Below are 22,463 nucleotides of genomic sequence, written 5' to 3' on the forward strand. Positions count from 1 at the left end.
GGCGTTTTTCGGAACTTTTCGGCATTGCTTCAGGACTTGCGCCGGCTGAGCGCGCAGAGTCTGTTTTCATCGCGCCACGCAATGGTGAGAGCCATGAAGAACGAAGCAGCCCAGCCGAAAAATCCTTCTGCAATAACCGCAAAGGTCGTCAGCGGCAGCGACAGCCACATCGCCAAGCAAGGATCCGTCTACCGGTCGGGCGTCTCCGCAGAGAGCGTCGGATCGGCCATGCTGTGGCTCGGGACGATTTCGCTGCCCGCAGGCAGGCGAACCAGCGCCCATCGCCACGAGGGACACGAGACCGCCCTTCTCATGACCGCCGGCCAGGAGATCGAGATCTGGTCAGGGCCGGAGCTCGAATGCTGCGAAACGGTGCGCCCCGGTGACTACCTGTTCATTCCGGCCGGCGTTCCGCACGTCGCCGTCAATCGCAGCGCGGAAAACGCCGAGTTCCTCGGAGCCCGTAACGATCCCGCGGCCAACGAGAGCGTCATTCTCATGCCGGAGCTCGACGGCATCGTGCCCTAAACGCGTCGTCAATCCCTGGAGTTGCCACACTTCAGGTTCGTTCTTTCGCATATCGCTATCGCAAAACCACCGGCCGCCTTTGCGCGATCCAACCACATGGGAGGTGCATCATGGCCATCATCGAACAACGTTTAGCCGAAATGGGTCTTGAACTGCCCGAACCCTTAAAGGTTCGAGACGGCCTGAAATTGCCCTTCGCTTGGGTTCGGGTGCGCGGCACCCGCGCTTATATTTCAGGTCATGTCGCCTGCAACCCGGATGGGACATTGGCAAAACCGCTGGGCAAGGTCGGAGCCGAAGTGTCGCCGGAGCAGGGATACGCATCGGCTCGGCTTGTCGCCCTGGCCCATCTCGCAAGCCTCAAACGCGCCGTGGGAGACCTCGATCGGGTCACGGCCTGGCTGCGCGTTTTCGCGATGGTGAATGTCGCTCCAGGGTTCAATGAGACGCCGCTGGTGACAAACGGCTATTCCGATCTGATACTGGATCTCTACGGTCTCGAGGCCGGCGCGCACGCCCGCTCGTCCATCGGCATGGCCATCCCATTGAATGCGCCGGTAAACTGCGAAGCGGAAGTCGAAATCGACGGTTGATCCCTAATGGGCGCGGGGAATCGATTGTGACGGCATTCCGGGGCGCAGGTGCCGGCACCTACACAACTGCACAGGGGCGATGGGAAGCGGCAACTCACCCTCGACCTGATAGACGAACGCAGCCCATCAACGGCGCTGCCGAATCCTGCTGCCGACCTGATCCGCCGCGATCTCCTCGATTGGCGCAGGTCTGCCCAGCAGATATCCCTGGCCGATGTCGCAGCCCAGATCCTGAAGCCGCTGAAGTTGGCTCTCCTCTTCGATGCCTTCGGCCGTTATCGTCACGCCGAGGCCGGCGCCGAGGGCGATGATGGCCTTGATCACCTTGTCCTGCTTGTCATTGCTCTCGAACGAAGCGACGAAACTCCTGTCGATTTTGATCTTGTCGAACCGGTAGTTGGACAGCTGGGAGAGGCTGGAATAGCCTGTCCCAAAATCATCGAGCGCAATTCCGACCCCCGCATTCACCAGATCGTCGAGGACAATGCGTGCGGTGACGGCGTCCTGGATGATGGCGCTCTCCGTCACCTCAAGCTCGACCCTATGCGCGGGCAGGCCGACATCGCCCAATATCTTGAGAATTCTGAGGCCCAGCAACCGGTCGCTCAGCTGAATCGGTGAAAGGTTGAACGACAGTACAAGCTCGCTTGGCCAGGAAAGCGCATCGGTGCAGGCGCGGCGAAGCAGTTGGTCCGTCAATTCGACGATCAGACCGGCTTCCTCTGCCACTGGAATAAACTCGTTCGGCGGGATGAACTCGCCGGACGCCGTTTTCCAGCGCGCCAGCGCCTCGAAGCCGATAATCTTGTTTTCCTTCAGATCCACGAGCGGTTGATAATAGGGAATGATCTCAGCCTTCCGGATGGCTACGCGGAGATCCCCTTCTATCCTGACCCGTTTCGCCAGCTCGTCCTGCATCGATGGCACGAAGGGCTTCACCAGATTGCGCCCCTGCTTTTTCGCCACATACATCGCACAGTCCGAATGCCGGATGACCTGACCGGGCTCATCGCCGTCCTCCGGATAAAGTGCGAAGCCGACGCTGGCGCCGAGGTCGACGGCGACACCATTGAATGTGAACGGCTTTCCGATTGCGCTGACGATGCGGTTCCCCAAAGCGACAAGATCGGGATTTCCGATGCGCCGCGAGAGAACGACGAACTCGTCTCCGCCAAGGCGGAAAACGTTCTCCTGAGGAAAGAGCGAGGAGAGCCGCTGAGCAACCGTCTTCAGCACCGCATCACCGTGATCGTGGCCGAGGAGATCGTTGACCTTCTTGAAGCCGTCGAGATCGATGCTGAACACCGCATACGTATCTTGTGACCTTTGATCGGTCATTGCCTGCGCACATATGGAATCCAGGAATCTGCGGTTCGGCAGCTCGGTCAGCGTGTCATGACAGGCAATCCAGTCGACGTGCTTTTCGGCCTGCAGCCTGCGATCAACCTCCCTCGAAAGGTCCCGGATCCTCAGCGCGGAATAGATGAGCCCCAAAAACCCGGAGATATTCAGGGCAAGCAGTGCGTGGTCGAGCGGATAGTTGTGATGCCGCTCGATAAACTCATCCAGCTCCTCATGCCACTGGAAGCGCCAGGAGAGGCTGAAGAGAAGCAGGAAGATCGCAAGCCAGCCCAATATCTCCAACTGGGGTCTGGTCGGGCGGATGCGGGGCATATGAACGCTCCTGTTGTGTGAAGAGCCATCATGGCCAGTTCGCAGGACCGCATCGTCCTCGGCGGTAATCGAAGACCGCCACAAATCATTCGGGCGGCATTGAAAGCCCAGCTTGCGGTCGCCGACCAGCGCGCAGATAAGTTCGAAAGACCTTTGTGCGCGTCGAAGGTTAACGGTGGGTTGCCCTGACGAGGGGTGCAGGCGGTTCTATGCGCATAACGGATAGCTTTGCCGCAAATCGGACCAGGCGCGGGTTCAGAAATCGACTTGACAAGTTTGATGACGAGCATCATTAATCAACTATGATGATAAACGTCATTAAAAACTGCTGACGGAGGTAGGGCGTCCTCGATCACATGGGTCCATGCCGATTTGTGCCTGTGGCTTTATCGTTCCCTTGACACCTGACGCCGCGAGAGGAGAAGGCCCCGTGAAGGCATTCGTCGTTGACAAGTACAAGAAGAAAGGCGCTCTGCGTCTGGCCAACCTGCCGGAACCGGAATTGCTGGACAATGACGTCCTCGTGCGGATTCAGGCCACCGCCGTGAACCAGCTCGACTCCAAGGTCCGGGACGGGGAGTTCAAGCTTATTCTTCCCTATCGTCCGCCCTTCGTCCTCGGGCATGACCTCGCCGGAACGGTTGTCAAAGTCGGATCCAGGGTGAGGCGGTTCAAGGTGGGTGACGAAGTCTATGCACGGCCTCGCGATCATCGGGTCGGGACATTCGCCGAATTCATTGCCATCGATGAAGCCGATGCGGCGCTGAAGCCGAGCAACCTCAGCATGAGCCAAGCGGCGTCCATCCCGCTCGTCGGGTTGACCGCCTGGCAGGCGCTCGTCGAGGTAGGTAAGATAAAGCCCGGCCAGAAGGTCTTCATTCAGGCCGGCTCCGGCGGTGTCGGGACGTTCGCCATTCAGCTCGCCAAACATCTCGGCGCGACGGTTGCGACGACGACGAGCGCTAAAAATGCCGAGCTGGCGAGAAGTCTCGGGGCGGATGTGGTCATCGACTACAAGACGCAGGACTTCGAAAAGATCTTGTCGGGCTACGATCTGGTGCTGAACAGCCAGGATCCGAAGACGCTCGAAAAGTCGCTGGGCGTGCTGAAGCCGGGTGGCCGGCTCATTTCCATCTCCGGTCCGCCCGAACCGGCATTCGCCAGGGAGCTCGGCCTCAACCTGTTCCTGAAGCTGGTCCTGTGGTTGTTGAGCCGAGGAGTTCGCAAAAAGGCCAAGCATCTCGGCGTCGCTTATTCATTCCTGTTCATGCGCGCGGAGGGGCGGCAGCTGGGTGAGATTGCCCGCTTGATCGAGCAAGGCTTGATCCGGCCGGTTGTCGACAAGGTATTCCCGTTTGAACAGACCGGAGATGCGCTGGCCTATGTCGAGACCGGTCGTGCCAAAGGCAAGGTGGTCATCGCGGTCGCGAATTGACGCGCCGCGCCGGCGGATGCGTGGCCCTATCGCTCTCGCATCCGATTTTCAATGGCGTCCCGGCAATTCGCCAGGCAAGCGTCAAGCAGTTCGTCGGCCAGCGGGGAATCGTCCGGGCAGGCCCTCGAAAGCACGATGGCGCCAACCGCCTGAGCGAGGATGGCGATGGCTTGTGCCCGCCCGCCGGCGCTCGACGCATGATGTCGCGCAATGCCACCCTCCACCGCGCGCACCAGCTTGTCTATTCCTGCAGCGAAAACGGCCTTGGTCTTCTCGGGCTGTCGGGCGGCATCGCAACTCAGTGCCGCGGCCGTGCACCCCTGGCCACGTCCATCCCGGTGTTCGCGTGCAAGATAAAGCTCCATAACGTCGAGGACGTCATGACCGGCGTAGCGCTGCAAGGTCTCGCTCAACCCATTCTCGGTCGATTCCGCGATCAGCTCCTCCTTGGAGCGGAAGTGATTGTAGAAGCCGCCATGGGTGAGCCCCGCGCGCTCCATCAATTCCGCCACGCCCACGCCATCGAACCCACGTTCGCGAAACAGCTCTGACGCGGTGGCAACAATCCGGTCGTAGTTTTCCTGCTTCTTTTCCTTGGTGATCCGCACGTCACGGTCCTTTCGACAGCAATTTCCAGATATGATGTCGGCCGTCATTATAGCTTAGCTATTGATGATATCCATCATTAATATGGGCGGTCAACAAGGCAGCCGCACGCAGACGGCACCGCGCGTTTTTCTACGCGCGGTGCCGTCTGCAGCAACTTTGACCTATGGGCAAAAAGGAGCGAATCCCCGATCAGTAAACGAACGGATCGACCTCGGCCTGGCCGCCCGCCTTCGGATAGATCACCCCCTTGCGCAGGATGATGTTGGCATAGAGCCGGGGTTCGCTTGTCTGGATCACCGCGTGGGCGGCCCGCACCCGGCCGTAGAAATCTGCGCCGACGAGCGGCACCACCTGCCGGTGCGGCTCGTGCAGCGCACAGCAGTCGATCATTTCCTCATGCACCGGATCGAGCTTGTCGCGCTCGGCCTTGACGGTCGAGCGGAAGATTGCCTCCGGCACGAAATCGTCGATCGGCAGCACGCTGAGCACGGCGTTGAGCACCGGAATGAGGCGGTGGCCGTCGAGCCGGATCAGCCGGCGGGCATGTTCGACACCGGGATAATTGCCGTCGACAATGGCGATTTCGTCGCCGTGGCCCATGGCGCGCAGCGTGAAAAGCAATTCCGGGCTCAGAAGCGGATCAAGTCCCTTCAGCATGGTCTATCTCCTTGAAGAGTACGTTCTGGTCTGTGAGGTAACGCGAAAAGATCGGCAGGCTGGCGCCGCCGATGGCGCGCGCCTGCGCGCCGACCGCGCCCTCGATGATTTCGGGCATGACGACGCCCTGCAGGTCGAGCTTGGCGGCCTCGTCGATCGTTGCCTGCACCATGCGGCTGCGCACCCAATGGGGAAAACCGCCGTCGATGACGGCGGCGCTGAAATCGACGATCGAGGCGGCGGCGACGATCGCCTGGGCCAGCGCCTTGGCACTATCCTGGATCCATGCCTCCATCGGCTCGCCGAAATCCACCCAGTCGTCGGCCGAATACCAGAGCGGCTCGGGATCGATGCCGCGCTCGCGCAGCATGTTTTCTAGCACGAAGATCGAGGCGATTTCGAGCAGCTGCTTGGTTTCGCCGTTCCTGTCGCGCACGGGCAGCGGCCCGATCGCGCCCGCCGTGCCGGTACGGCCGGAAAAGATCGCCGAATTGAGCACGATGCCGCCGCCGATGAAGGAGCCGATGAAGAAATAGACGAAGTCGGGATAGGAGGGGCCGACCCCGAAGACGAGTTCGGCCCCGCAGGCGCTGGTCGCATCGTTCTGCAGGAAGACGGGGTGGGAGACGCGCGCGGCGATATCGGCCTGCAGATCGACCTCTCGCCAGACCTCCATGGCGCCCGGCGGCGCGCCCACCTCTTCCGCCCAGTTCCAGAGCTCGAAGGGGGCGGCGATGCCGAGGCCGGCAATGCGGCCGCGCTGTTTGTCGTCGAGCCTGCTCTCGATCTCCTCGAGCCCTGAGGTGACGAAGGCGAGGATTTCATACGGCAGCGGATAGGCATAGGTCTGGTGCAGCTGCATGCGGATGCGGCCGACGAAATCCATCAGCACCAGATCGGCGCTGCGCCGGCCTATCTTGAGTCCGAAGGAATAGACGGCGTCGGGATTGAGATGCATCGGGATCGATGGCTGGCCGACCCGGCCGCGCACCGGTGCCCCGCGCGATAGCAGCCCTTCTTTCTCCAGCACCCGCATGATGACCGAGACGGTCTGCGCCGACAGCCCGCTGCGGCGCGCGATATCGGCCTTCGACAGCGCGCCGTAGAGGCGCACCAGCGACAGCACGAGCCGTTCGTTATAGGCGCGCACCCTGACCTGGTTCGCGCCCCCTGCCGGATTGAGAATCGGCGGCGGGACCGGTGTGTGTTCCGGCCCATCCAAAGATGACATGGCCGCTCCTCCCGAGCGTTGGCCTCTTGCACGGTTCCCCCGGGAGGAAGCGATCCAGGGGGGACTATGCACCAGCTGAAAGCGGTACGGCGGCCAATCTCTGCATTTGAAAAGGCGCGGTACCGTACATCCTAATGCGATTGAGCATGCCACATCGAATTAATAATTCAATTGGATTTATTTATTGACAAGCCGATTTCTTTCGCTCTTAATTGCCAGCGTCAAGGGCACGGACGGCTTCGGAAGCGACAAGCGACCGAAGCGAAGTGTCACATCTCGAAAATTCCGGCCCGCAGGGGCGGCGCCGGCAAACTCTGGGAGGAGTTCATGAAGAAATCAGTTCTCGCTTTCGGCGCGCTCGCACTCGGCGTCGCCTTTTCCGCGCCGGCCATGGCCGCCGACGTTTCCGCCTGCCTCATCACCAAGACCGACACCAATCCCTTCTTCGTCAAGATGAAGGAAGGTGCGACGGCCAAGGCCAAGGAACTCGGCGTTTCGCTGAAGTCCTATGCCGGCAAGGTCGACGGTGACAGCGAAAGCCAGGTTGCGGCGATCGAAAGCTGCATCGCCGACGGCGCCAAGGGCATTCTGCTGACCGCCTCCGACACTAAGGGCATCGTCTCTTCGGTCAAGAAGGCGCGTGATGCCGGCGTGCTGGTCATCGCGCTCGACACGCCGCTCGAGCCGGCCGATGCCGCCGACGCCACCTTCGCCACCGACAACCTGCTCGCCGGCAAGCTGATCGGCCAGTGGGCCAAGGAAACGCTCGGCGACAAGGCCAAGGACGCCAAGGTCGGCTTCCTCGACCTCACGCCGTCGCAGCCGACGGTTGACGTCCTGCGCGACCAGGGCTTCATGATGGGCTTCGGCATCGACCCGAAGAACCCGGACAAGATCGGCGACGAAGACGACAAGCGCATCGTCGGCCACGACGTGACCAACGGCAATGAGGAAGGCGGCCGCAAGGCCATGGAAAACCTTCTGCAGAAGGATCCGAGCATCAACGTCATCCACACGATCAACGAGCCGGCCGCTGTCGGCGCCTATCAGGCGCTGAAGGCCGTCGGCATGGAAAAGAACGTGCTGATCGTCTCGGTTGACGGCGGCTGCCCGGGTGTCAAGTCGGTCAAGGAAGGCGTCATCGGCGCCACCTCGCAGCAATATCCGCTGCTGATGGCGTCGCTCGGCATCGAGGCGATCAAGAAGTTCGCCGACAGCGGTGAGAAGCCGAAGCCGACCGAAGGCAAGTCCTTCTTCGACACCGGCGTTTCGCTCGTCACCGACAAGCCGGTCTCCGGCGTCAAGTCGATCGACACCAAGGAAGGCACGGACAAGTGCTGGGGCTGAGCCCGATCTATTGAAAGAGAAAGCGGCCGGGGCTTGATCCCCGGCCGTTTTGGACGGACGATGTGCCGTCACCCCACCGGCTAAGCAACGAACGGATGACAATGGGTGGCGGCCTCCGCGCGGGTTCGGCGCGCGGATGCGGAGGAGGAACCATGACCGGAGCACAGGAATTCGAACGCGTCCTCGACGGCAGCGACAAGAACGTCGCCTCCTTCGAGCACCAGGGCGTCCCGCTGATCAAGCGTGCGCAGCATTTTCTGCACTCGACGCCGGCCGCGGTGCCGCTGATCGTGCTGGTGCTGGCGATCATCATCTTTGGGGTAGCACTCGGCGGACGGTTCTTTTCGTCCTATACCCTGACACTGATCCTGCAGCAGATCGCCATCGTCGGCATTCTGGGTGCCGCCCAGACGCTGGTCATCCTGACGGCCGGCATCGATCTTTCGATCGGCGTCATCATGGTGATCTCGGCCGTCATCATGGGCAATGTCGCCATCACCTACGGCATACCGACGCCGATTGCGGTCATCGGAGGCCTGCTGGTCGGCGGTCTCTGCGGTTTGCTGAACGGCTTCCTCGTCGCCTTCATGAAGCTGCCGCCGTTCATCGTCACGCTCGGCACCTGGAACATCGTCATGGCGACGAACTTCATCTATTCCGCCAATGAGACGATCCGCGACGCCGATGTCGACGCCCAGGCGCCGCTGCTGCATCTTTTCGCCGCAAGCTTCAGGCTCGGCACCGCTGTGCTCACCCTCGGCGTCATCGCCATGGTGCTGCTCGTCCTGCTGCTCTGGTATGTGCTCAATCACACCGCCTGGGGCCGGCATGTCTATGCGGTCGGCGACGATCCGGAAGCGGCCAAGCTTTCCGGCATCCAGACGAAGCGGGTGCTGCTCACCGTCTACACCATATCGGGCGTCATCGCCGCCTTCGCCGCCTGGGTTTCGATCGGCCGCAATGGCTCGATCTCGCCGTCCTCGGCAGTCACCGATTATAACCTGCAGGCGATCACCGCGACCGTGATCGGCGGCATCTCGCTCTTCGGCGGCCGCGGCTCCATTCTCGGCACCCTCTTCGGCGCCATGATCGTCGGCGTCGTGTCGATGGGCCTCAACATGCTCGGCGCCGACCCGCAATGGAAAGTCCTGCTGACAGGCGTGCTGATCATCGCCGCCGTCGCCATCGATCAGTGGATCAGAAAGGTTTCGGTGTAATCATGGCTGTCGAACCCATTCTCACTGCCCGCGGACTCGTCAAGCGCTATGGACGCGTGACCGCCCTCGACAATGCCGATTTCGACCTCTACCCGGGTGAAATCCTTGCCGTCATCGGCGATAACGGCGCCGGCAAGTCGTCGCTGATCAAGGCGATTTCAGGCGCCGTCACCCCCGATGAGGGAGTGATCACGCTCGAAGGCAGGCAGGTGCATTTTCGTTCGCCGATGGAAGCGCGTGAGGCCGGCATTGAGACCGTCTATCAAAACCTCGCCCTGTCGCCGGCGCTCTCGATCGCCGACAACATGTTCCTCGGCCGCGAGATCCGCAAGAAAGGCCCGCTCGGCTCGATGTTCCGCATGCTCGACCGGCCGGCGATGGAAAAGCTGGCCCGCAACAAGCTTTCCGAACTCGGCCTGATGACCATCCAGAACATCAACCAGGCGGTGGAGACGCTGTCGGGCGGCCAGCGCCAGGGTGTCGCCGTCGCCCGCGCCGCCGCCTTCGGTTCGAAGGTTATCATCATGGATGAACCGACCGCGGCTCTCGGCGTCAAGGAGAGCCGCAAGGTGCTGGAGCTGATCCTCGATGTGCGCGCCCGCGGTCTGCCGATCGTGCTGATCTCGCACAACATGCCACATGTCTTCGAAGTGGCCGACCGGATCCATATTCACCGCCTCGGCCGGCGCCTGACGGTGATCAATCCGAAGGAATACACCATGTCGGACGCCGTCGCTTTCATGACCGGCGCCAAGGCGGTGCCGACGGAGCCCGTTGCTGCATGAATGCACGCATCGACGAAATCGCCGGCGAGGTTCTTAGCCGCGCCGGCGATGCCAGACGTTACCTGATCGGCATTGCCGGGCCGCCGGGTTCGGGCAAATCGACCATGGCCGACAATCTGGCAGCGGCGCTGAAAGCCAGGGGCGAAAGTTCTGCGGTCCTGCCGATGGACGGCTTCCACATGGACAATGCCATCCTGATCGAACGCGGGCTTTTGGCCCGCAAGGGCATTCCGGAAACCTTCGATGTCCGCGGCTTCCTCGATATCGTCCGCGCCGTCAGGCCGGCCGACCAGGAGGTTCTGGTGCCGGTCTTCGACCGCTCGCGTGAACTCGCCATCGCCTCGGCCCGGCCGATCGATCCCAAGGACCGGTTCATCATCGTCGAAGGCAATTATCTGCTGTTCACGCAGGGCAAATGGGCCGAACTCGACGGCATCTTCGATTTCACCATCATGCTGGCGCCGCCGATCGAGGTGCTGGAGGAGCGGCTCTGGGCGCGTTGGCGCGGTTATAATCTGAGCGAAGAGGCCGCCAGCGCCAAGGTCTACGGCAACGACCTGCCGAACGGAAGGCTGATCCTGGAAAACCGCCGCCCGGCCGATGTGACGCTGGAAATCGCGCTGGCGTAATGCCGCGGCCCACGAATCGATTTCAATGCGCCGCACTTTAATGCTATCGAGGCCGCAGACGCATCGCTTCGGAGGCCTGCCATGCAATCGATCACCATCCGCCGTCCCGACGACTGGCACCTGCATCTGCGCGACGGCGCCATGCTGGAAGGCGTGATCGCCGATACGAGCCGCACCTTCGCCCGCGCCATCATCATGCCCAATCTGGTGCCGCCTGTTGTCACCACATCAGATGCGGCGACCTATCGCGAGCGCATTCTGAAAGCCTTGCCGGCCGGCCACCGCTTCCAGCCGCTGATGACGCTTTATCTCACTGAACATACCAGCGCTGACGATGTCGAGGCGGGGGCGGAAAGCGGCCTCATCACCGCCGTCAAGCTCTATCCGGCCGGCGCCACCACCAATTCGCATGGTGGCGTGCGCGACATGGAAAAGGCGATGCCGGTGCTGGAGCGCATGGCGAAGATCGGCCTGCCGCTTTGCGTCCACGGCGAGGTGACGACACCTGACGTCGATATTTTCGACCGCGAGGCCGTCTTCATCGATACCGTGCTCGATCCGCTGCGTCGGCGCCTGCCGGAACTGAAGGTGACGATGGAGCATGTGACGACATCGGATGGAATCGATTACATCAAGGCCGCCAAGGGCAATCTCGCCGGCTCGATCACCACCCACCATCTGATCATCAATCGCAACGCCATCCTCGTCGGTGGCATCCGCCCGCATTATTACTGCCTGCCGGTCGCCAAGCGCGAAAACCATCGGCTGGCGCTGCGCGCCGCCGCCGTCAGCGGCGACGCCCGCTTCTTCCTCGGCACCGATTCCGCCCCGCATGTCGATCCCCTGAAGGAATGCGCCTGCGGCTGCGCCGGCATCTATACCTCGATCAATACAATGAACTGCCTCGCCCATGTCTTCGAAGAGGAGGGCGCTCTCGACAGGTTGGAAGCCTTCGCTTCGCTGAATGGGCCGGCCTGGTACGGCCTGTCGCCGAACGAGGAGCGGATCACCCTGTCGAAGCAGAGCGATCCGATCGTTTTTCCCGCAAGGATAGAAACTGGCGCCGGTCCGGTGACGGTTTTCGATCCGATGTTCCCCTTGTATTGGCAGGTCGTGGTGTGAGGCATTTTCAATTTTAAATAGAATATTCATTTTAAATAGCGCCCCGGCGTTAGGCGCATAACATTTTCATTGTGCGATGCATCATTTGTTAACGGATGCATAAGACATTCTCCGCGCGGAACCCCAGTCTGCCGATCATCTGGCGCGACAACCGCTGCGGAGACTGAAGAAGCATGACGCTTGACTACAACTCCCTCTTGCTGGCGCTCGGCGTCTCCGCGGCCTGTCTTGCCGTGACCTTGATGGGCAGCTGGCTGGTGCGCCGGGCCGAAACCGTGCTGCTCACCGCCACCATCGGCCTCGTCCTCGTCGTCAGCGGGATTTTTGTCTACAGCGCCTACGTCAACCGACCGGAAGCTCTCTTCGCTATTGGCAGCTTCGTGCTGTTCCATGCCGGCTTTGCCACGATATGGGGCGCGGGGAAACAGTTCCTCACTGGCCATGTGTCGAATGCCGCCATCGCGATCCGGGCTCTGGCGGCGATTGCCGCCTCGATCCTGCCGATGCTGTCAGGCTATGACGGCCTCGCCTTCATTGCCGACAATCTCGCCATCGCCCTGTTGCTCTTCGCCACCGCCCGGCAATATTGGCTTGCTCGCGCCGAAGCGCCGGCGCCGCTCCTCGGTATTGCCGCGCTCTATACGCTGACGGCGATCTCCTTCCTGCTCTGCGCCGCGGTTCTCGTTTCCGACGGCAAGCTGGTGCTCGGCAAGGCGCCTAGCAACTGGGCCGAGGATCTGAGCCTCGCCATTTGCATCGCCGGCATGACGGGGATCGGCGCGCTGTCGCTGGCGCTGCATCAATGGCGGCTTGCCGCCCGCCATCGTCTGGAGGCGATCACTGATCCGCTGACCGGGCTGCTCAACCGACGCGCCGTCTTCGACGAATACGGCACGCGCCCGATGGGAACGACCACCGCCGTCATCGTCTTCGATATCGACCATTTCAAATCCGTCAACGACCGTTACGGTCATGCCGCCGGCGACCGCGTGATCACTGTCTTCGCCGACGAACTGACCGCCCATTGCCGCCCCGGCGACACCGCCGCCCGGCTCGGGGGCGAAGAATTTGCGCTGGTGCTGAAGGAGATCATGCCCGGCCGGGCTGAACTGACGGCTGAGCGAATCCGCCGGGCCTTCGAGGCGCGCGAAATTCCGATCGACGGCGAAGTGCTGAAATGCACGGTCAGCGTCGGGGTGGCGCCCGGCCGCTCGACGCCGCTCGATTTCGATGCCATGCTGAGCGCCGCCGACAAGGCGCTTTACGCCGCTAAACGCGGCGGCCGCAATCGCGTCGAGCTGGCCGGCCACCTGCAGGCGGTGCCCCTCGAGGCATCTCGCACGGCGTCTTGATCCCGGACTCAGCCGGCGGCCGAGTTTCCTCAATCTATCCGGCGCAGACCATGCGCAGACACGCTCGGCGACTGGCGTCTGGTCGCGTCACAGCACAACGGCAAGGTCCCAGGTGATCGGGCTCTCTCGGATATCGGCGCTTGCCTCTCAAACCAGCATCAGCGCCCGCACAAAGGTGATCGAGGTGAGAAGCGATGCAAGCGTCCGCACATGGTTCCACCACGTCCAGTCCCTAAGATAGGTCGCCCAGAGCTTGGCCGCTTGCGGCCCGCTGCCGCTCACCTTCTCCAGCGCATCGTTCATCGGCACATTGAAGATGATGGTCGAGACGAAAGAAGCCAGGAGATAGAGGGCGGCGCCGGCCAGCATCAACATGGATGCTCCGCCGCGCCAGTTGATCACCGCCAGCACTGATATGACGAGGCAGAGGATCGCCGTCGGCGCGAACAGCGCCATGAACGGCGAGCGGATGATCGTGATGTTGATCGAGTTCATCGCGGCGATGCCCTGTTCCGCCGGCAGGCGCGCAAAGGCCGTCATGATGAATGCCGAAAAGGCGAAGAAGATGCCGGCGATGAGGCCGCTGCCGATTGCGGCGGCCGTCAGGGAAAGGACGAGGATGATCTGCATGCCGAAGTTCCTTCTGTTGCAGTCATGCGCGCCTTGCGTCTGGAAACCGAGGGCTCTTACTGCTATTGCCGGAGACGCAAAGCCGAAGGAGAGCCGCATGATCCAGACCACATTTCCCGACCGCGCCCTGATGGCCGAACTGGTGGCCAAGATGCTCTGGGAGATCAAGGCGGTGCATTTCAATGCCGCTCAGCCTTACAAGCTCTCCTCCGGCATGGCGAGCCCGGTCTATATCGATTGCCGCAAGCTGCTCTCCTACCCGCGCATCCGTTCGACGGTGATGGATTTCGCGGCCAGCACGCTCCTGCGCGACGCCGGTTTCGAGCAGTTCGACTGCATCGCCGGCGGCGAGACCGCCGGCATCCCGTTCGCCGCCCTGCTCGCCGACCGCCTCGGCCTGCCGATGATCTATGTCCGCAAACAGCCGAAGGGCCATGGCCGCAATGCCCAGATCGAAGGCAATATGGTGGAAGGCTCGCGCGTGCTCGTCATCGAAGACCTGACGACGGCCGGCGGCAGCATGTTCAAGTTCATCGACGCGGTCCGCGCCGCCGGCGGCGTCGTTGATCACGGCATCGCGCTGTTCTTCTATGACATTTTCGGCCAACAGCGCTTTACCGAGGGCAAGGTGAAGCTGCATCATATCGCCACCTGGCGCAATGTCCTGGCCGTCGCCAAGGCGCAGCAGCTGTTCGATGGCAAGACGCTCGGAGAAGTCGAGGCCTTCCTCGATGCGCCGCTCGCCTGGTCGGGAAGGAATGGTGGAGTCAGTGAGCTTTCGCTCTAGCCTTTTGACAAAAGCTCGCTTAATTCGATTGAAGAACGCGTAAGTCCTTTTGGGAGGAATCCGATGATTTTGTGCTGCGGCGAAGCCTTGATCGACATGCTGCCGAGGGACACGACCCTTGGCGAAAAGGGCTTTGCCCCCTATGCCGGCGGCGCGATTTTCAACACCGCAATCGCGCTCGGCCGCCTCGGCATCCCGACCGCCTTCTTCACCGGCATTGCCGACGACATGATGGGCGAAATCCTGCTTGCGACGCTGAAGGCCGCCAATGTCGATTACAGCCCCTGCGCCATCACCCCGCGCCCCTCGACCATCGCCTTCGTCAAGCTCGTCAACGGCCAGGCGACCTATGCCTTCTACGACGAGGGTACGGCCGGCCGGATGATCACCGAGGCCGACCTGCCCGTCCTCGGCGATGATTGCGAAGCGCTGCATTTCGGTGCGATCAGCCTGATCCCGAGCCCCTGCGGTGAAACCTACGAGGCGCTGCTCGACCGTGAAGCCGAAAAGCGCGTCATCTCGCTCGATCCCAACATCCGCCCCGGCTTCATCAAGGACAAGCCGGCGCATATGGCCCGCATCAAGCGCATGGCGGCCAAATCCGACATCGTCAAATTCTCCGACGAGGACCTCGACTGGTTCGGTCTTTCGGGCGACCACGATACACTCGCCGCCCACTGGCTCGCCCAAGGCGCCAAGCTCGTCGTCATCACGAAGGGCGCCGAAGGCGCTTCCGGCTATACCAGGGACCGAAAGGTGACGGTGCCGAGCGAGCGCGTTGCCGTCGTCGACACGGTCGGCGCCGGCGATACCTTCGACGCCGGCGTGCTCGCGTCGCTGAAGAGGGATGGCCTGCTGACCAAGGCACAGGTCGCTTCGCTCGACGAACAGGCGGTGCGCAACGCCCTGACGCTCGGCGCCAAAGCCGCCGCCGTCACGGTCTCCCGCGCCGGCGCCAACCCGCCCTGGGCGCATGAGATCGGGCTTTAAGGCTTGAGCCGGCGTCGGCCCCTCATCCGGCTGCCGCCATTGACCGGAGTCGAGCCACGGGTCTCCACCCATCCTTCGGACCCCCGCAAACGGGGCGAAGGAGGATAGCCGCGACCTGTCTGTTCCTCGCCTACATCTCGTGCGGCACGTCCCCTCACCTCGCAAGCGGGGAGAGGGTTAGGGTGAGGGGCAATTTGTGAGGTGACTTTCAAGCGGTGGCGGGAGTCGATCAGAAGACTATCCCTGCGCCCCGCTCCGGTCGGAGCTCGGAACAGCCACCAGGTCCCGCAGGAAATCTTTGCACCACAGCGAGACGTCGTGCGAGAGCAGATGTTCCATCATCCTGCTCCAGCGGTCGCGGCGCTCCTCAAGTGACATTGCGAGCCCGCGGGCAATCGCATTGGCGGTGCCTTCGACATCGTAGGGATTGACCAACAGCGCCCCCTTCAGCTCCCGTGCGGCGCCGGCAAAGCGTGACAGCACCAAGACACCGGGGCGATCCGGATCCTGGGCGGCGACATATTCCTTGGCGACGAGATTCATGCCGTCGCGCAACGGGGTGACCAGCCCGATCGTCGCCAGCCGGAAAAGCCCGGCGAGCACGTTGCGGCTGATCGATCGGTTGACATAGCGGATCGGTACCCAGTCGACCGTTCCGACGGCGCCGTTGACGCGGCCGGCCTGTTCGGCGACCATCTTCTGCATATGCTCGTATTCGGGAACTTCCGATCGGGATTTCGGCGTGACCTGCAGAAAGGTCACCTTGTTCTGGTAGGCCGGATTGTTGCTGATGAAGCGCTCGAAGGCTTCCAGCCGCTGAATGATTCCCTTCGAATAATCGAGCCGATCGACCCCGATGATCATCTCCCGTCCTTCGATGCTGCGTCGGGTCTTCTGGACCATCACGTTGTTTGCCGCCTTCTCGGCGAATTCGGCGAAGGCCGCGGTCTCGATGCCGATCGGATAGGCGCCGGCCTTGAAGATCCGTCCATGCGAATCGAACAACCCGTTGCCGAGGTCGTCGCCAATGCCCTCTCTTCTCAGATAACCGGCGAAATTCTGGAGATCATAGTCCGTCTGGAAGCCGACGAGATCGTAATGCGAGAGCCCACGCATGATCTCTTCGTGGACCGGCATGGTGACGAGTATGTCGGCCGGCGGCCAGGGAATGTGCAGGAAGAAGCCGATCCGGTTCTTCAATCCCATCTGGCGCAATTCGGCGGCCAGCGGAATGAGGTGGTAATCATGAACCCAAATAATGTCGTCCGGCTCGATCAACGGCGCCAGCCGGTGCGCGAAGAAGCGGTTGACGCGGAAATAACCGGCCATTTCCTTCCGGCCATATTCGGCAAGATCCAGGCGGTAGTGGCAGATCGGCCAGAGAACGCGGTTTGCAAAGCCGCGATAATATTCCTCGACGTCGGTGTCGGTGAGGTCGGTCAGGGCAAAGGTGATGTTGCCCTTCTGCTGCAGCGACAGCGCGCCCGGTTCCCTGTCGCCGCTCGACTCTCCCGACCACCCCATCCAGATGCCGCCACGCTCCAGCAGGGCTGCCTGCAGCGCGACGGCCAGGCCGCCGGCAGCAGCGCCGCCATCCTTGCTCGGCACGGGAACACGATTGGAAACGACGATAAGACGGCTCATAAGCTTCCTTCAGTTGAGATAGAACATGAAAACGCGATGTGACGAGCGTCCTGGAGAACCGCCTGAATGTGACGGGGGCGATGCAGGGCAGGCCCAGACATCGAACGAGCCATCCAGACGAGGGGCCGCCGTACAGGGCGGGAACAATGGAACGGAGCGTCGTTCCGGGCTTGATAGGCCATGTCGTCGGAAATACCCATTGCACAGAATTTGCTTGAATCTAGGGCGATTCCGCCGGAATGGAAGAATTCTTTCTACAATTTTGCATTAGAAGAACGTTTCATCCGGTTCCGCACGACGAGCCCGTGGCGCGGCAGGGACGCACCCGGCAAGTTGAAGTTCGTTTCGGCAATGATGATGTTTGGCGCCGAGGGGCGTCGGCCGGTTAATGGGCGCGCCGGTCGCAGCCTGCCGGAGCGCCCTCTATCGACACAGGCAGGCCGCCGGAAGATCGGGCAGGGACAGTCGCCCTGCCTCAAGAGCTAAGGGGCGGCGGCGCGCCGCCCTCGATCGCTATTTTGCGAGTTTCGCCAGCGCTGCGACCAGGCCTTGCGTCGAGGAATCATGGCCTGCCGCGCTCTCCTTGCCCTCGACAACAGGCAGCAGGCCAGTCGCCAGTTCCTTGCCGAGCTCGACGCCCCACTGGTCGAAGGAGTTGATGCGGAAGAGCACGCCCTCGACGAAGACGCGATGTTCGTAAAGCGCTATCAGCCGGCCGAGCGCGTAAGGGGTCAGCTTGTCGTAGACGAAGGTGATCGACGGCCGGTTGCCCTGGAAGACGCGGTGCGGAGCGATGAAATCGGCCTTCTTGTCGTCCATGCCCTTGTCGGTCAGCTGCTTCTTGGCTTCAGCGAAGGTGCGGCCCTTCATCAACGCTTCCGACTGGGCGAGAACGTTGGAGATCAGCAGCTGGTGCTGGTGGCGGAGCTCCGGCTCGAAGGCATTGGCGGCGATCATGAACTCGGCCGGGATGATGCTCGTGCCTTGATGGATGAGCTGATAGAAGGCGTGCTGGCCGTTGGTGCCGGGTTCGCCCCAGACGACCGGGCCGGAATTGCCCTCGACCGGCGTGCCGTCGACGGTGACGCCCTTGCCGTTCGATTCCATGTCGAGCTGCTGCAGATAGGCCGGGAAGCGCGACAGGCGCTGGTCGTAGGGCAGGATGGCGCGGGTGGGATAACCCAGCACATTGCGGTGGTAGAAGCCGATCAGGCCGAGCAGCATCGGCAGATTTTCGGCAGTCGGCGCCTGACGGAAATGATTGTCGATCGCATGGGCGCCGTCGAGGAACTTGCCGAAATTCTCAGGGCCGATCGCGATCATCAGCGGCAGGCCGATGGCCGACCAGATCGAGTAGCGGCCGCCGACCCAGTCCCAGAAGCCGAAGACGCGGGCGCTGTCGATGCCGAAGGCGGCAACCTTGTCGAGCGCCGTCGAGACGGCGGCGAAGTGATGCTGGACGGCGGCTTCGCCGAGCGACTTGGCGATGAAATTGCGCGCCGTCTGCGCATTGGTCATCGTCTCAACGGTGGTGAAGGTCTTCGAGGCGACGATGAACAGCGTCGTTTCCGGCTGAACCAGCTTCAGGATATCGGCAATATGGGCGCCGTCGATATTGGAGACGAAATGGGAGCGCGGGCCGTCATGGAAGGGGGCAAGCGCCAGCGTCGCCATGACGGGGCCGAGATCGGAACCGCCGATGCCGATATTGACGACGTCGGTGATCGCCTTGCCGGTCGCGCCCTTCAGTGAGCCGGAGCGGATCTCGTCGGCGAACTTGCCCATGGCGGCGAGCACCGCGTTGACATCGGGCATGACGTCCTTGCCGTCGACCAGGACCGGCGTGTTCGAACGGTTGCGCAAGGCCGTGTGCAGGACGGCGCGCTCCTCGGTGAAGTTGATCGCCTTGCCGGAGAACATCTCATCGCGCTTCTTCTCGACGCCGCCTTCTTCGGCGAGCTTGACCAGCAGCTTCAGGATCTCGTCATTCACCGCCGTCTTTGAAAAGTCCATCAGCAGATCGTCGAGTGCGACGGAGAAGCGGGAAAAGCGCTGCGCGTCGGCGGCGAAGGCCGCCCGGAGATCGGTCGCCTTGGTGGTGGCGGCCGTGCTTTTCAGCTGTTCGACGATGGCGTTCATGGGAGGCTCCTTTGGAGGCGGAAAGGTTGCGGAAACTATTCGCTTTATCGCCCGCAAATCAAGTTCAGCCATCGCTCCGGATACAAAAAAGCCACCCGCGACAAGCGGATGGCCTTAAATTTCATGAGCTTGTCAAATTCAGCTGCGCAGGTCCTTGCGCAGGATCTTGCCGACCGGCGACTTCGGCAGCTCGGTGCGGAATTCAATGAAGCGCGGGCGCTTGTAGTTGGTGAGATTGGCGGTGCAATGGGCCTTCACCTCCGCCTCCGTCAGGTTCGGATCCTTCCTGACGACGAAGAGTTTGACCGCTTCGCCCGAATGCCCGTCAGGCACGCCGACCGCCGCGGCTTCGAGAATGCCGGCATGCATGGCGGCGACCTCCTCGATCTCGTTCGGATAGACGTTGAAGCCCGAAACCAGGATCATGTCCTTCTTGCGGTCGACGATCTTGGTATAGCCGCGTTCGTCCATGAACCCCATGTCGCCGGAGCGGAAATAGCCATCGGCCGTCATCACCCGCGCCGTTTCCTCCGGTTTCTGCCAATAACCGGCCATCACCTGCGGCCCGCGGATGCAGATCTCGCCGATTTCGCCGAGCGGCAGCGAATTGCCCTCCTCGTCGCGGATATCGAGGTCGGTGGAGGGCATCGGCAGACCGATCGAGCCAGTGAACTTGGCCGAATCGAAGCGGTTTGCCGTGGCGACAGGCGACGTCTCGGAAAGCCCGTAGCCCTCCGTTACCGGCGTGCCGGTCATCTTCAACCAGCGTTCGGCGACTGGGCGCTGCACGGCCATGCCGCCGCCAAGCGACATGATCAGCGGGGAGAAGTCGAGCTTTGCGAAATCGGCATTGTTCATCAGCGCGTTGAACAGCGTGTTGAGGCCGGGAAAGATATGCACATCAGACTTTCCGAATTCCTTGACGAGCCCGGGAATGTCGCGCGGATTGGCGATCAGGATATTGTGGGCGCCGAGCGATATGCCCATCAGCGAATTCACCGTCAGCGCGAAGATGTGGTAGAGCGGCAGCGCGCAGAGGAAATTCAGCACTTCGGGCTGTTTCTTGCGCTCGAAGGCCGATCGCAGCCAGAGCGATAGCTGCAGCTTGTTGGCGAGCAGGTTCTGATGGGTCAGCACCGCGCCCTTGGCAACGCCTGTTGTGCCGCCGGTATATTGCAGGAAGGCGACGTCGCCGCCGGTAAGCGCCACCGGCTGAAGGCTCTTTTTCGCGCCTTCGCGCAGCACCTGGCTGAAGCTCTTGTGCTGCGGGATCGACCAGGAGGGAACGAGCTTCTTCACCTTGCGCACGACGAAATTGACGATCAGCCCTTTTGGGCCAAGCATCTCCCCAAGCGAGGTGACGACGACGTGGCGCAGATCGGTCTTGTTCAGGACCTGCTCGACCGTGCGGGCGAAATTCTCCAGGACGAAGATCGCCTTGGCCCCGGAATCGCGCAGCTGGTGTTCGAGTTCGCGCGGCGTATAGAGCGGGTTGACGTTGACGACGACGAAGCCGGCTTTGAGGATGGCGTAGGTCGCGACCGGGTTCTGCAAGACGTTCGGCATCATCACGGCGACGCGGTCGCCCTTGTCGAGGCCGATGCTCTGCAGCCAGGCGGCGACCTTGCGCGTCTGGTCGTCCAGCTCGCGGTAGCTCATCGCCTTGCCCATGCTGGAAAAAACCGTGCGATCGGCGTAACGGGCGCAGGATTTTTCCAAGAGTTCGGCAAGCGAGGCATGTTCCAGCGGCGGGAGTTCGGCCGGAACCATATCGGGATAGGTGGCAAGCCAGGGCTTGTCGGCTTTTGCTCCGTTCGGATGGACGGAAATGCTGGTCATCGTGTCTCTCTCTCCCTTGCGGCCGCCGCGCCGGTGCCGAGCCGCTGTCGGCTGGCCCGCAATTGACCGGAAGCATCCTCCATCTTCCTGTCCGGCAGCTTATGCCATCGCCTGAACGGTTCAAGCTGAATGACGCTACACTAACTTTGACGTAAACGTCAACATTTGCGGATGGCTCGATCGGGAACTTTGAGTCGGTCGTGACGTTGATTCTGCATACTCACCATGAGGAAACACCAAAGGAGGTGCACAATGTTGAACGAGGAAACCGACGCCACCCGCCGCGACCCGAATGTGAAGGATACGCCATCGCTGATCGCCAGCGACCGCGTCGAAGGCACCCGCGTCTATGGCCCGGACGGCAGGCATATCGGCTCGATCGAACGCCTGATCATCGGCAAGCTCGATGGCCGCGTTGCCTATGCGGTGCTGAGCTTCGGCGGCTTCCTGGGTATCGGTGACGATCACTATCCGCTCCCTTGGGAAAAGCTGAACTACGACACCCAGCTGGACGGCTATCGCATCGACCTGACCAAGGAGCAGATCGAAGGCGCCCCGAGCTATTCGGACGATGACGACACCTGGTACAACGATAATGGCCGCCGGGTCTATGACTACTATGGCGTGCCGCCTTACTGGATGTAATCCCGTCCGATAGGCCGAACTGGAAGGGCCCCGTGCGACGCGGGGCCTTTTGGTGTGTGCTGGACGTATCTTATAGGGTGGCGAGGAACCGGAAGGTCGCGGCATCCCTCTTCTCCCCGAGAGGAGGAGAGGGAGAAGGCTGCGGCCGCCTCAATCACCAACCCGCGACAAGATCATTGGCCGATCGTAGCCGCAATCATGTTATTTCCTGGCTAGAGAAACCGCCCGTGGCGCTGCAGCACTTCGATCTTGTAGCCGTCGGGATCGCTGACGAAAAAGAACAGGCCGAAGAGCCTGCCGTCGCGATTGAGCTCGACCAGCTCGCCCGGTTTCAGCCCGAGTTTCAGCATGCGTTCGCGTTCCACCGCAACCTCGTCAACCGAGACGGCGAGATGGCCATAGGCATTGCCAAGAGCGTAGGGGTCGGTCCGACCCTTGTTGACCGTCAGCTCCAGTTCGAAGCCGGTCTCGGCATTGCTCAGATAAATCAGCGTGAAGGTTTCGAAATCGACGCGATCGGCGACCGAAAGGCCAAAAGCCTTGCGATAGAAGTCGACCGAACGCGCCTCGTCGAGAACGCGGATCATGGAGTGGATCATCTTCGCCAATT

General features: G+C 61.9%; 21 protein-coding genes. 12 read left to right on the forward strand and 9 right to left on the reverse strand.

Annotated elements, in window-relative coordinates:
* Positions 1 to 93 precede the first annotated feature (93 nt).
* Both GGI60_RS06740 and GGI60_RS06745 read left to right on the forward strand, forming a co-directional pair.
* Positions 94 to 528, forward strand: coding sequence for a cupin domain-containing protein (locus tag GGI60_RS06740; protein WP_183914261.1), 435 nt, complete (start codon positions 94 to 96; stop codon positions 526 to 528).
* A gap of 110 nt (positions 529 to 638) precedes the next feature.
* Positions 639 to 1,121 (forward strand): RidA family protein, encoded by a 483-nt coding sequence (locus GGI60_RS06745; protein ID WP_183914263.1) that lies wholly within the window; start codon positions 639 to 641, stop codon positions 1,119 to 1,121.
* A gap of 126 nt (positions 1,122 to 1,247) precedes the next feature.
* On the opposite strand, the gene GGI60_RS06750 is transcribed toward GGI60_RS06745, so the two are convergent.
* Positions 1,248 to 2,795 (reverse strand): bifunctional diguanylate cyclase/phosphodiesterase, encoded by a 1,548-nt coding sequence (locus GGI60_RS06750; RefSeq protein WP_183914265.1) that lies wholly within the window; start codon positions 2,793 to 2,795, stop codon positions 1,248 to 1,250.
* A gap of 430 nt (positions 2,796 to 3,225) precedes the next feature.
* On the opposite strand from GGI60_RS06750, the gene GGI60_RS06755 reads away from it, so the two are divergent.
* Entirely contained in the window at positions 3,226 to 4,230 is a 1,005-nt protein-coding gene (locus GGI60_RS06755) for an NADP-dependent oxidoreductase (RefSeq protein ID WP_183914267.1), read from the forward strand.
* Positions 4,231 to 4,256: 26 nt separating this feature from the next.
* Here the strand turns inward: GGI60_RS06755 and GGI60_RS06760 are convergent, their stop codons facing one another.
* The 3 genes from GGI60_RS06760 to GGI60_RS06770 all read right to left on the reverse strand — a co-directional run bounded on the left by GGI60_RS06760 (position 4,257) and on the right by GGI60_RS06770 (position 6,727).
* Positions 4,257 to 4,838 (reverse strand): TetR/AcrR family transcriptional regulator, encoded by a 582-nt coding sequence (locus GGI60_RS06760; RefSeq protein WP_183914269.1) that lies wholly within the window; start codon positions 4,836 to 4,838, stop codon positions 4,257 to 4,259.
* Positions 4,839 to 5,028: 190 nt separating this feature from the next.
* Positions 5,029 to 5,496, reverse strand: coding sequence for an RbsD/FucU family protein (locus GGI60_RS06765; RefSeq protein ID WP_183914271.1), 468 nt, complete (start codon positions 5,494 to 5,496; stop codon positions 5,029 to 5,031).
* On the reverse strand, positions 5,480 to 6,727 hold the full coding sequence (locus GGI60_RS06770; protein WP_183914273.1) for an ROK family transcriptional regulator: 1,248 nt from the start codon (positions 6,725 to 6,727) through the stop codon (positions 5,480 to 5,482). The genes GGI60_RS06765 and GGI60_RS06770 overlap by 17 nt, the downstream gene beginning before the upstream one ends.
* Before the next feature lie 327 nt (positions 6,728 to 7,054).
* Here GGI60_RS06770 and GGI60_RS06775 point away from each other — a divergent pair, with 327 nt between their 5' ends.
* The 6 genes from GGI60_RS06775 (at position 7,055) to GGI60_RS06800 (ending at position 13,179) form a co-directional block, all read left to right on the forward strand.
* Complete coding sequence (locus GGI60_RS06775) at positions 7,055 to 8,074, forward strand: sugar ABC transporter substrate-binding protein (RefSeq protein ID WP_011423843.1); 1,020 nt, start codon at positions 7,055 to 7,057, stop codon at positions 8,072 to 8,074.
* Between the two features lie 152 nt (positions 8,075 to 8,226).
* Positions 8,227 to 9,291 (forward strand): ABC transporter permease, encoded by a 1,065-nt coding sequence (locus tag GGI60_RS06780; protein WP_183914275.1) that lies wholly within the window; start codon positions 8,227 to 8,229, stop codon positions 9,289 to 9,291.
* Positions 9,292 to 9,293: 2 nt separating this feature from the next.
* Entirely contained in the window at positions 9,294 to 10,076 is a 783-nt protein-coding gene (locus GGI60_RS06785; protein ID WP_183914277.1) for an ATP-binding cassette domain-containing protein, read from the forward strand.
* A complete protein-coding gene (locus GGI60_RS06790) occupies positions 10,073 to 10,705 on the forward strand; it encodes a nucleoside triphosphate hydrolase (protein WP_183914279.1) in 633 nt (210 codons plus the stop codon). The genes GGI60_RS06785 and GGI60_RS06790 overlap by 4 nt, the downstream gene beginning before the upstream one ends.
* An 81-nt stretch (positions 10,706 to 10,786) precedes the next feature.
* Entirely contained in the window at positions 10,787 to 11,827 is a 1,041-nt protein-coding gene (gene pyrC, locus GGI60_RS06795; protein WP_183914281.1) for a dihydroorotase, read from the forward strand.
* 173 nt (positions 11,828 to 12,000) lie between these two features.
* Complete coding sequence (locus GGI60_RS06800) at positions 12,001 to 13,179, forward strand: GGDEF domain-containing protein (protein WP_183914283.1); 1,179 nt, start codon at positions 12,001 to 12,003, stop codon at positions 13,177 to 13,179.
* 147 nt (positions 13,180 to 13,326) lie between these two features.
* On the opposite strand, the gene GGI60_RS06805 is transcribed toward GGI60_RS06800, so the two are convergent.
* Positions 13,327 to 13,809, reverse strand: coding sequence for a DUF1772 domain-containing protein (locus GGI60_RS06805; RefSeq protein ID WP_183914285.1), 483 nt, complete (start codon positions 13,807 to 13,809; stop codon positions 13,327 to 13,329).
* Positions 13,810 to 13,906: 97 nt separating this feature from the next.
* Here GGI60_RS06805 and GGI60_RS06810 point away from each other — a divergent pair, with 97 nt between their 5' ends.
* Entirely contained in the window at positions 13,907 to 14,596 is a 690-nt protein-coding gene (locus GGI60_RS06810) for an orotate phosphoribosyltransferase (protein WP_183914287.1), read from the forward strand.
* Between the two features lie 63 nt (positions 14,597 to 14,659).
* Entirely contained in the window at positions 14,660 to 15,586 is a 927-nt protein-coding gene (locus GGI60_RS06815; protein WP_106797069.1) for a carbohydrate kinase family protein, read from the forward strand.
* Positions 15,587 to 15,823: 237 nt separating this feature from the next.
* Here GGI60_RS06815 and otsA read toward each other — a convergent pair whose 3' ends face one another.
* The 3 genes from otsA to GGI60_RS06830 all read right to left on the reverse strand — a co-directional run bounded on the left by otsA (position 15,824) and on the right by GGI60_RS06830 (position 21,208).
* Positions 15,824 to 17,230 carry an alpha,alpha-trehalose-phosphate synthase (UDP-forming) gene (gene otsA / locus GGI60_RS06820; RefSeq protein ID WP_106797070.1) on the reverse strand — a complete coding sequence of 469 codons (1,407 nt, stop codon included), beginning with the start codon at positions 17,228 to 17,230 and terminating at the stop codon, positions 15,824 to 15,826.
* A gap of 513 nt (positions 17,231 to 17,743) precedes the next feature.
* Positions 17,744 to 19,369: a glucose-6-phosphate isomerase gene (pgi, locus tag GGI60_RS06825; RefSeq protein WP_183914289.1), complete on the reverse strand. Its 1,626-nt coding sequence runs from the start codon at positions 19,367 to 19,369 to the stop codon at positions 17,744 to 17,746.
* Positions 19,370 to 19,507: 138 nt separating this feature from the next.
* Positions 19,508 to 21,208 carry a long-chain fatty acid--CoA ligase gene (locus tag GGI60_RS06830; RefSeq protein WP_183914291.1) on the reverse strand — a complete coding sequence of 567 codons (1,701 nt, stop codon included), beginning with the start codon at positions 21,206 to 21,208 and terminating at the stop codon, positions 19,508 to 19,510.
* A 252-nt stretch (positions 21,209 to 21,460) separates the two neighbouring features.
* On the opposite strand from GGI60_RS06830, the gene GGI60_RS06835 reads away from it, so the two are divergent.
* The gene (locus GGI60_RS06835; RefSeq protein ID WP_096762952.1) at positions 21,461 to 21,853 is read left to right on the forward strand and encodes a PRC-barrel domain-containing protein; all 393 of its coding nucleotides are present in this window, start codon (positions 21,461 to 21,463) and stop codon (positions 21,851 to 21,853) included.
* Between the two features lie 212 nt (positions 21,854 to 22,065).
* On the opposite strand, the gene GGI60_RS06840 is transcribed toward GGI60_RS06835, so the two are convergent.
* Entirely contained in the window at positions 22,066 to 22,461 is a 396-nt protein-coding gene (locus GGI60_RS06840) for a VOC family protein (protein WP_106797073.1), read from the reverse strand.
* Positions 22,462 to 22,463: the final 2 nt, after the last annotated feature.

The sequence above is a fragment of the Rhizobium lentis genome, from assembly GCF_014200175.1.
Lineage (GTDB): Bacteria > Pseudomonadota > Alphaproteobacteria > Rhizobiales > Rhizobiaceae > Rhizobium > Rhizobium mulingense.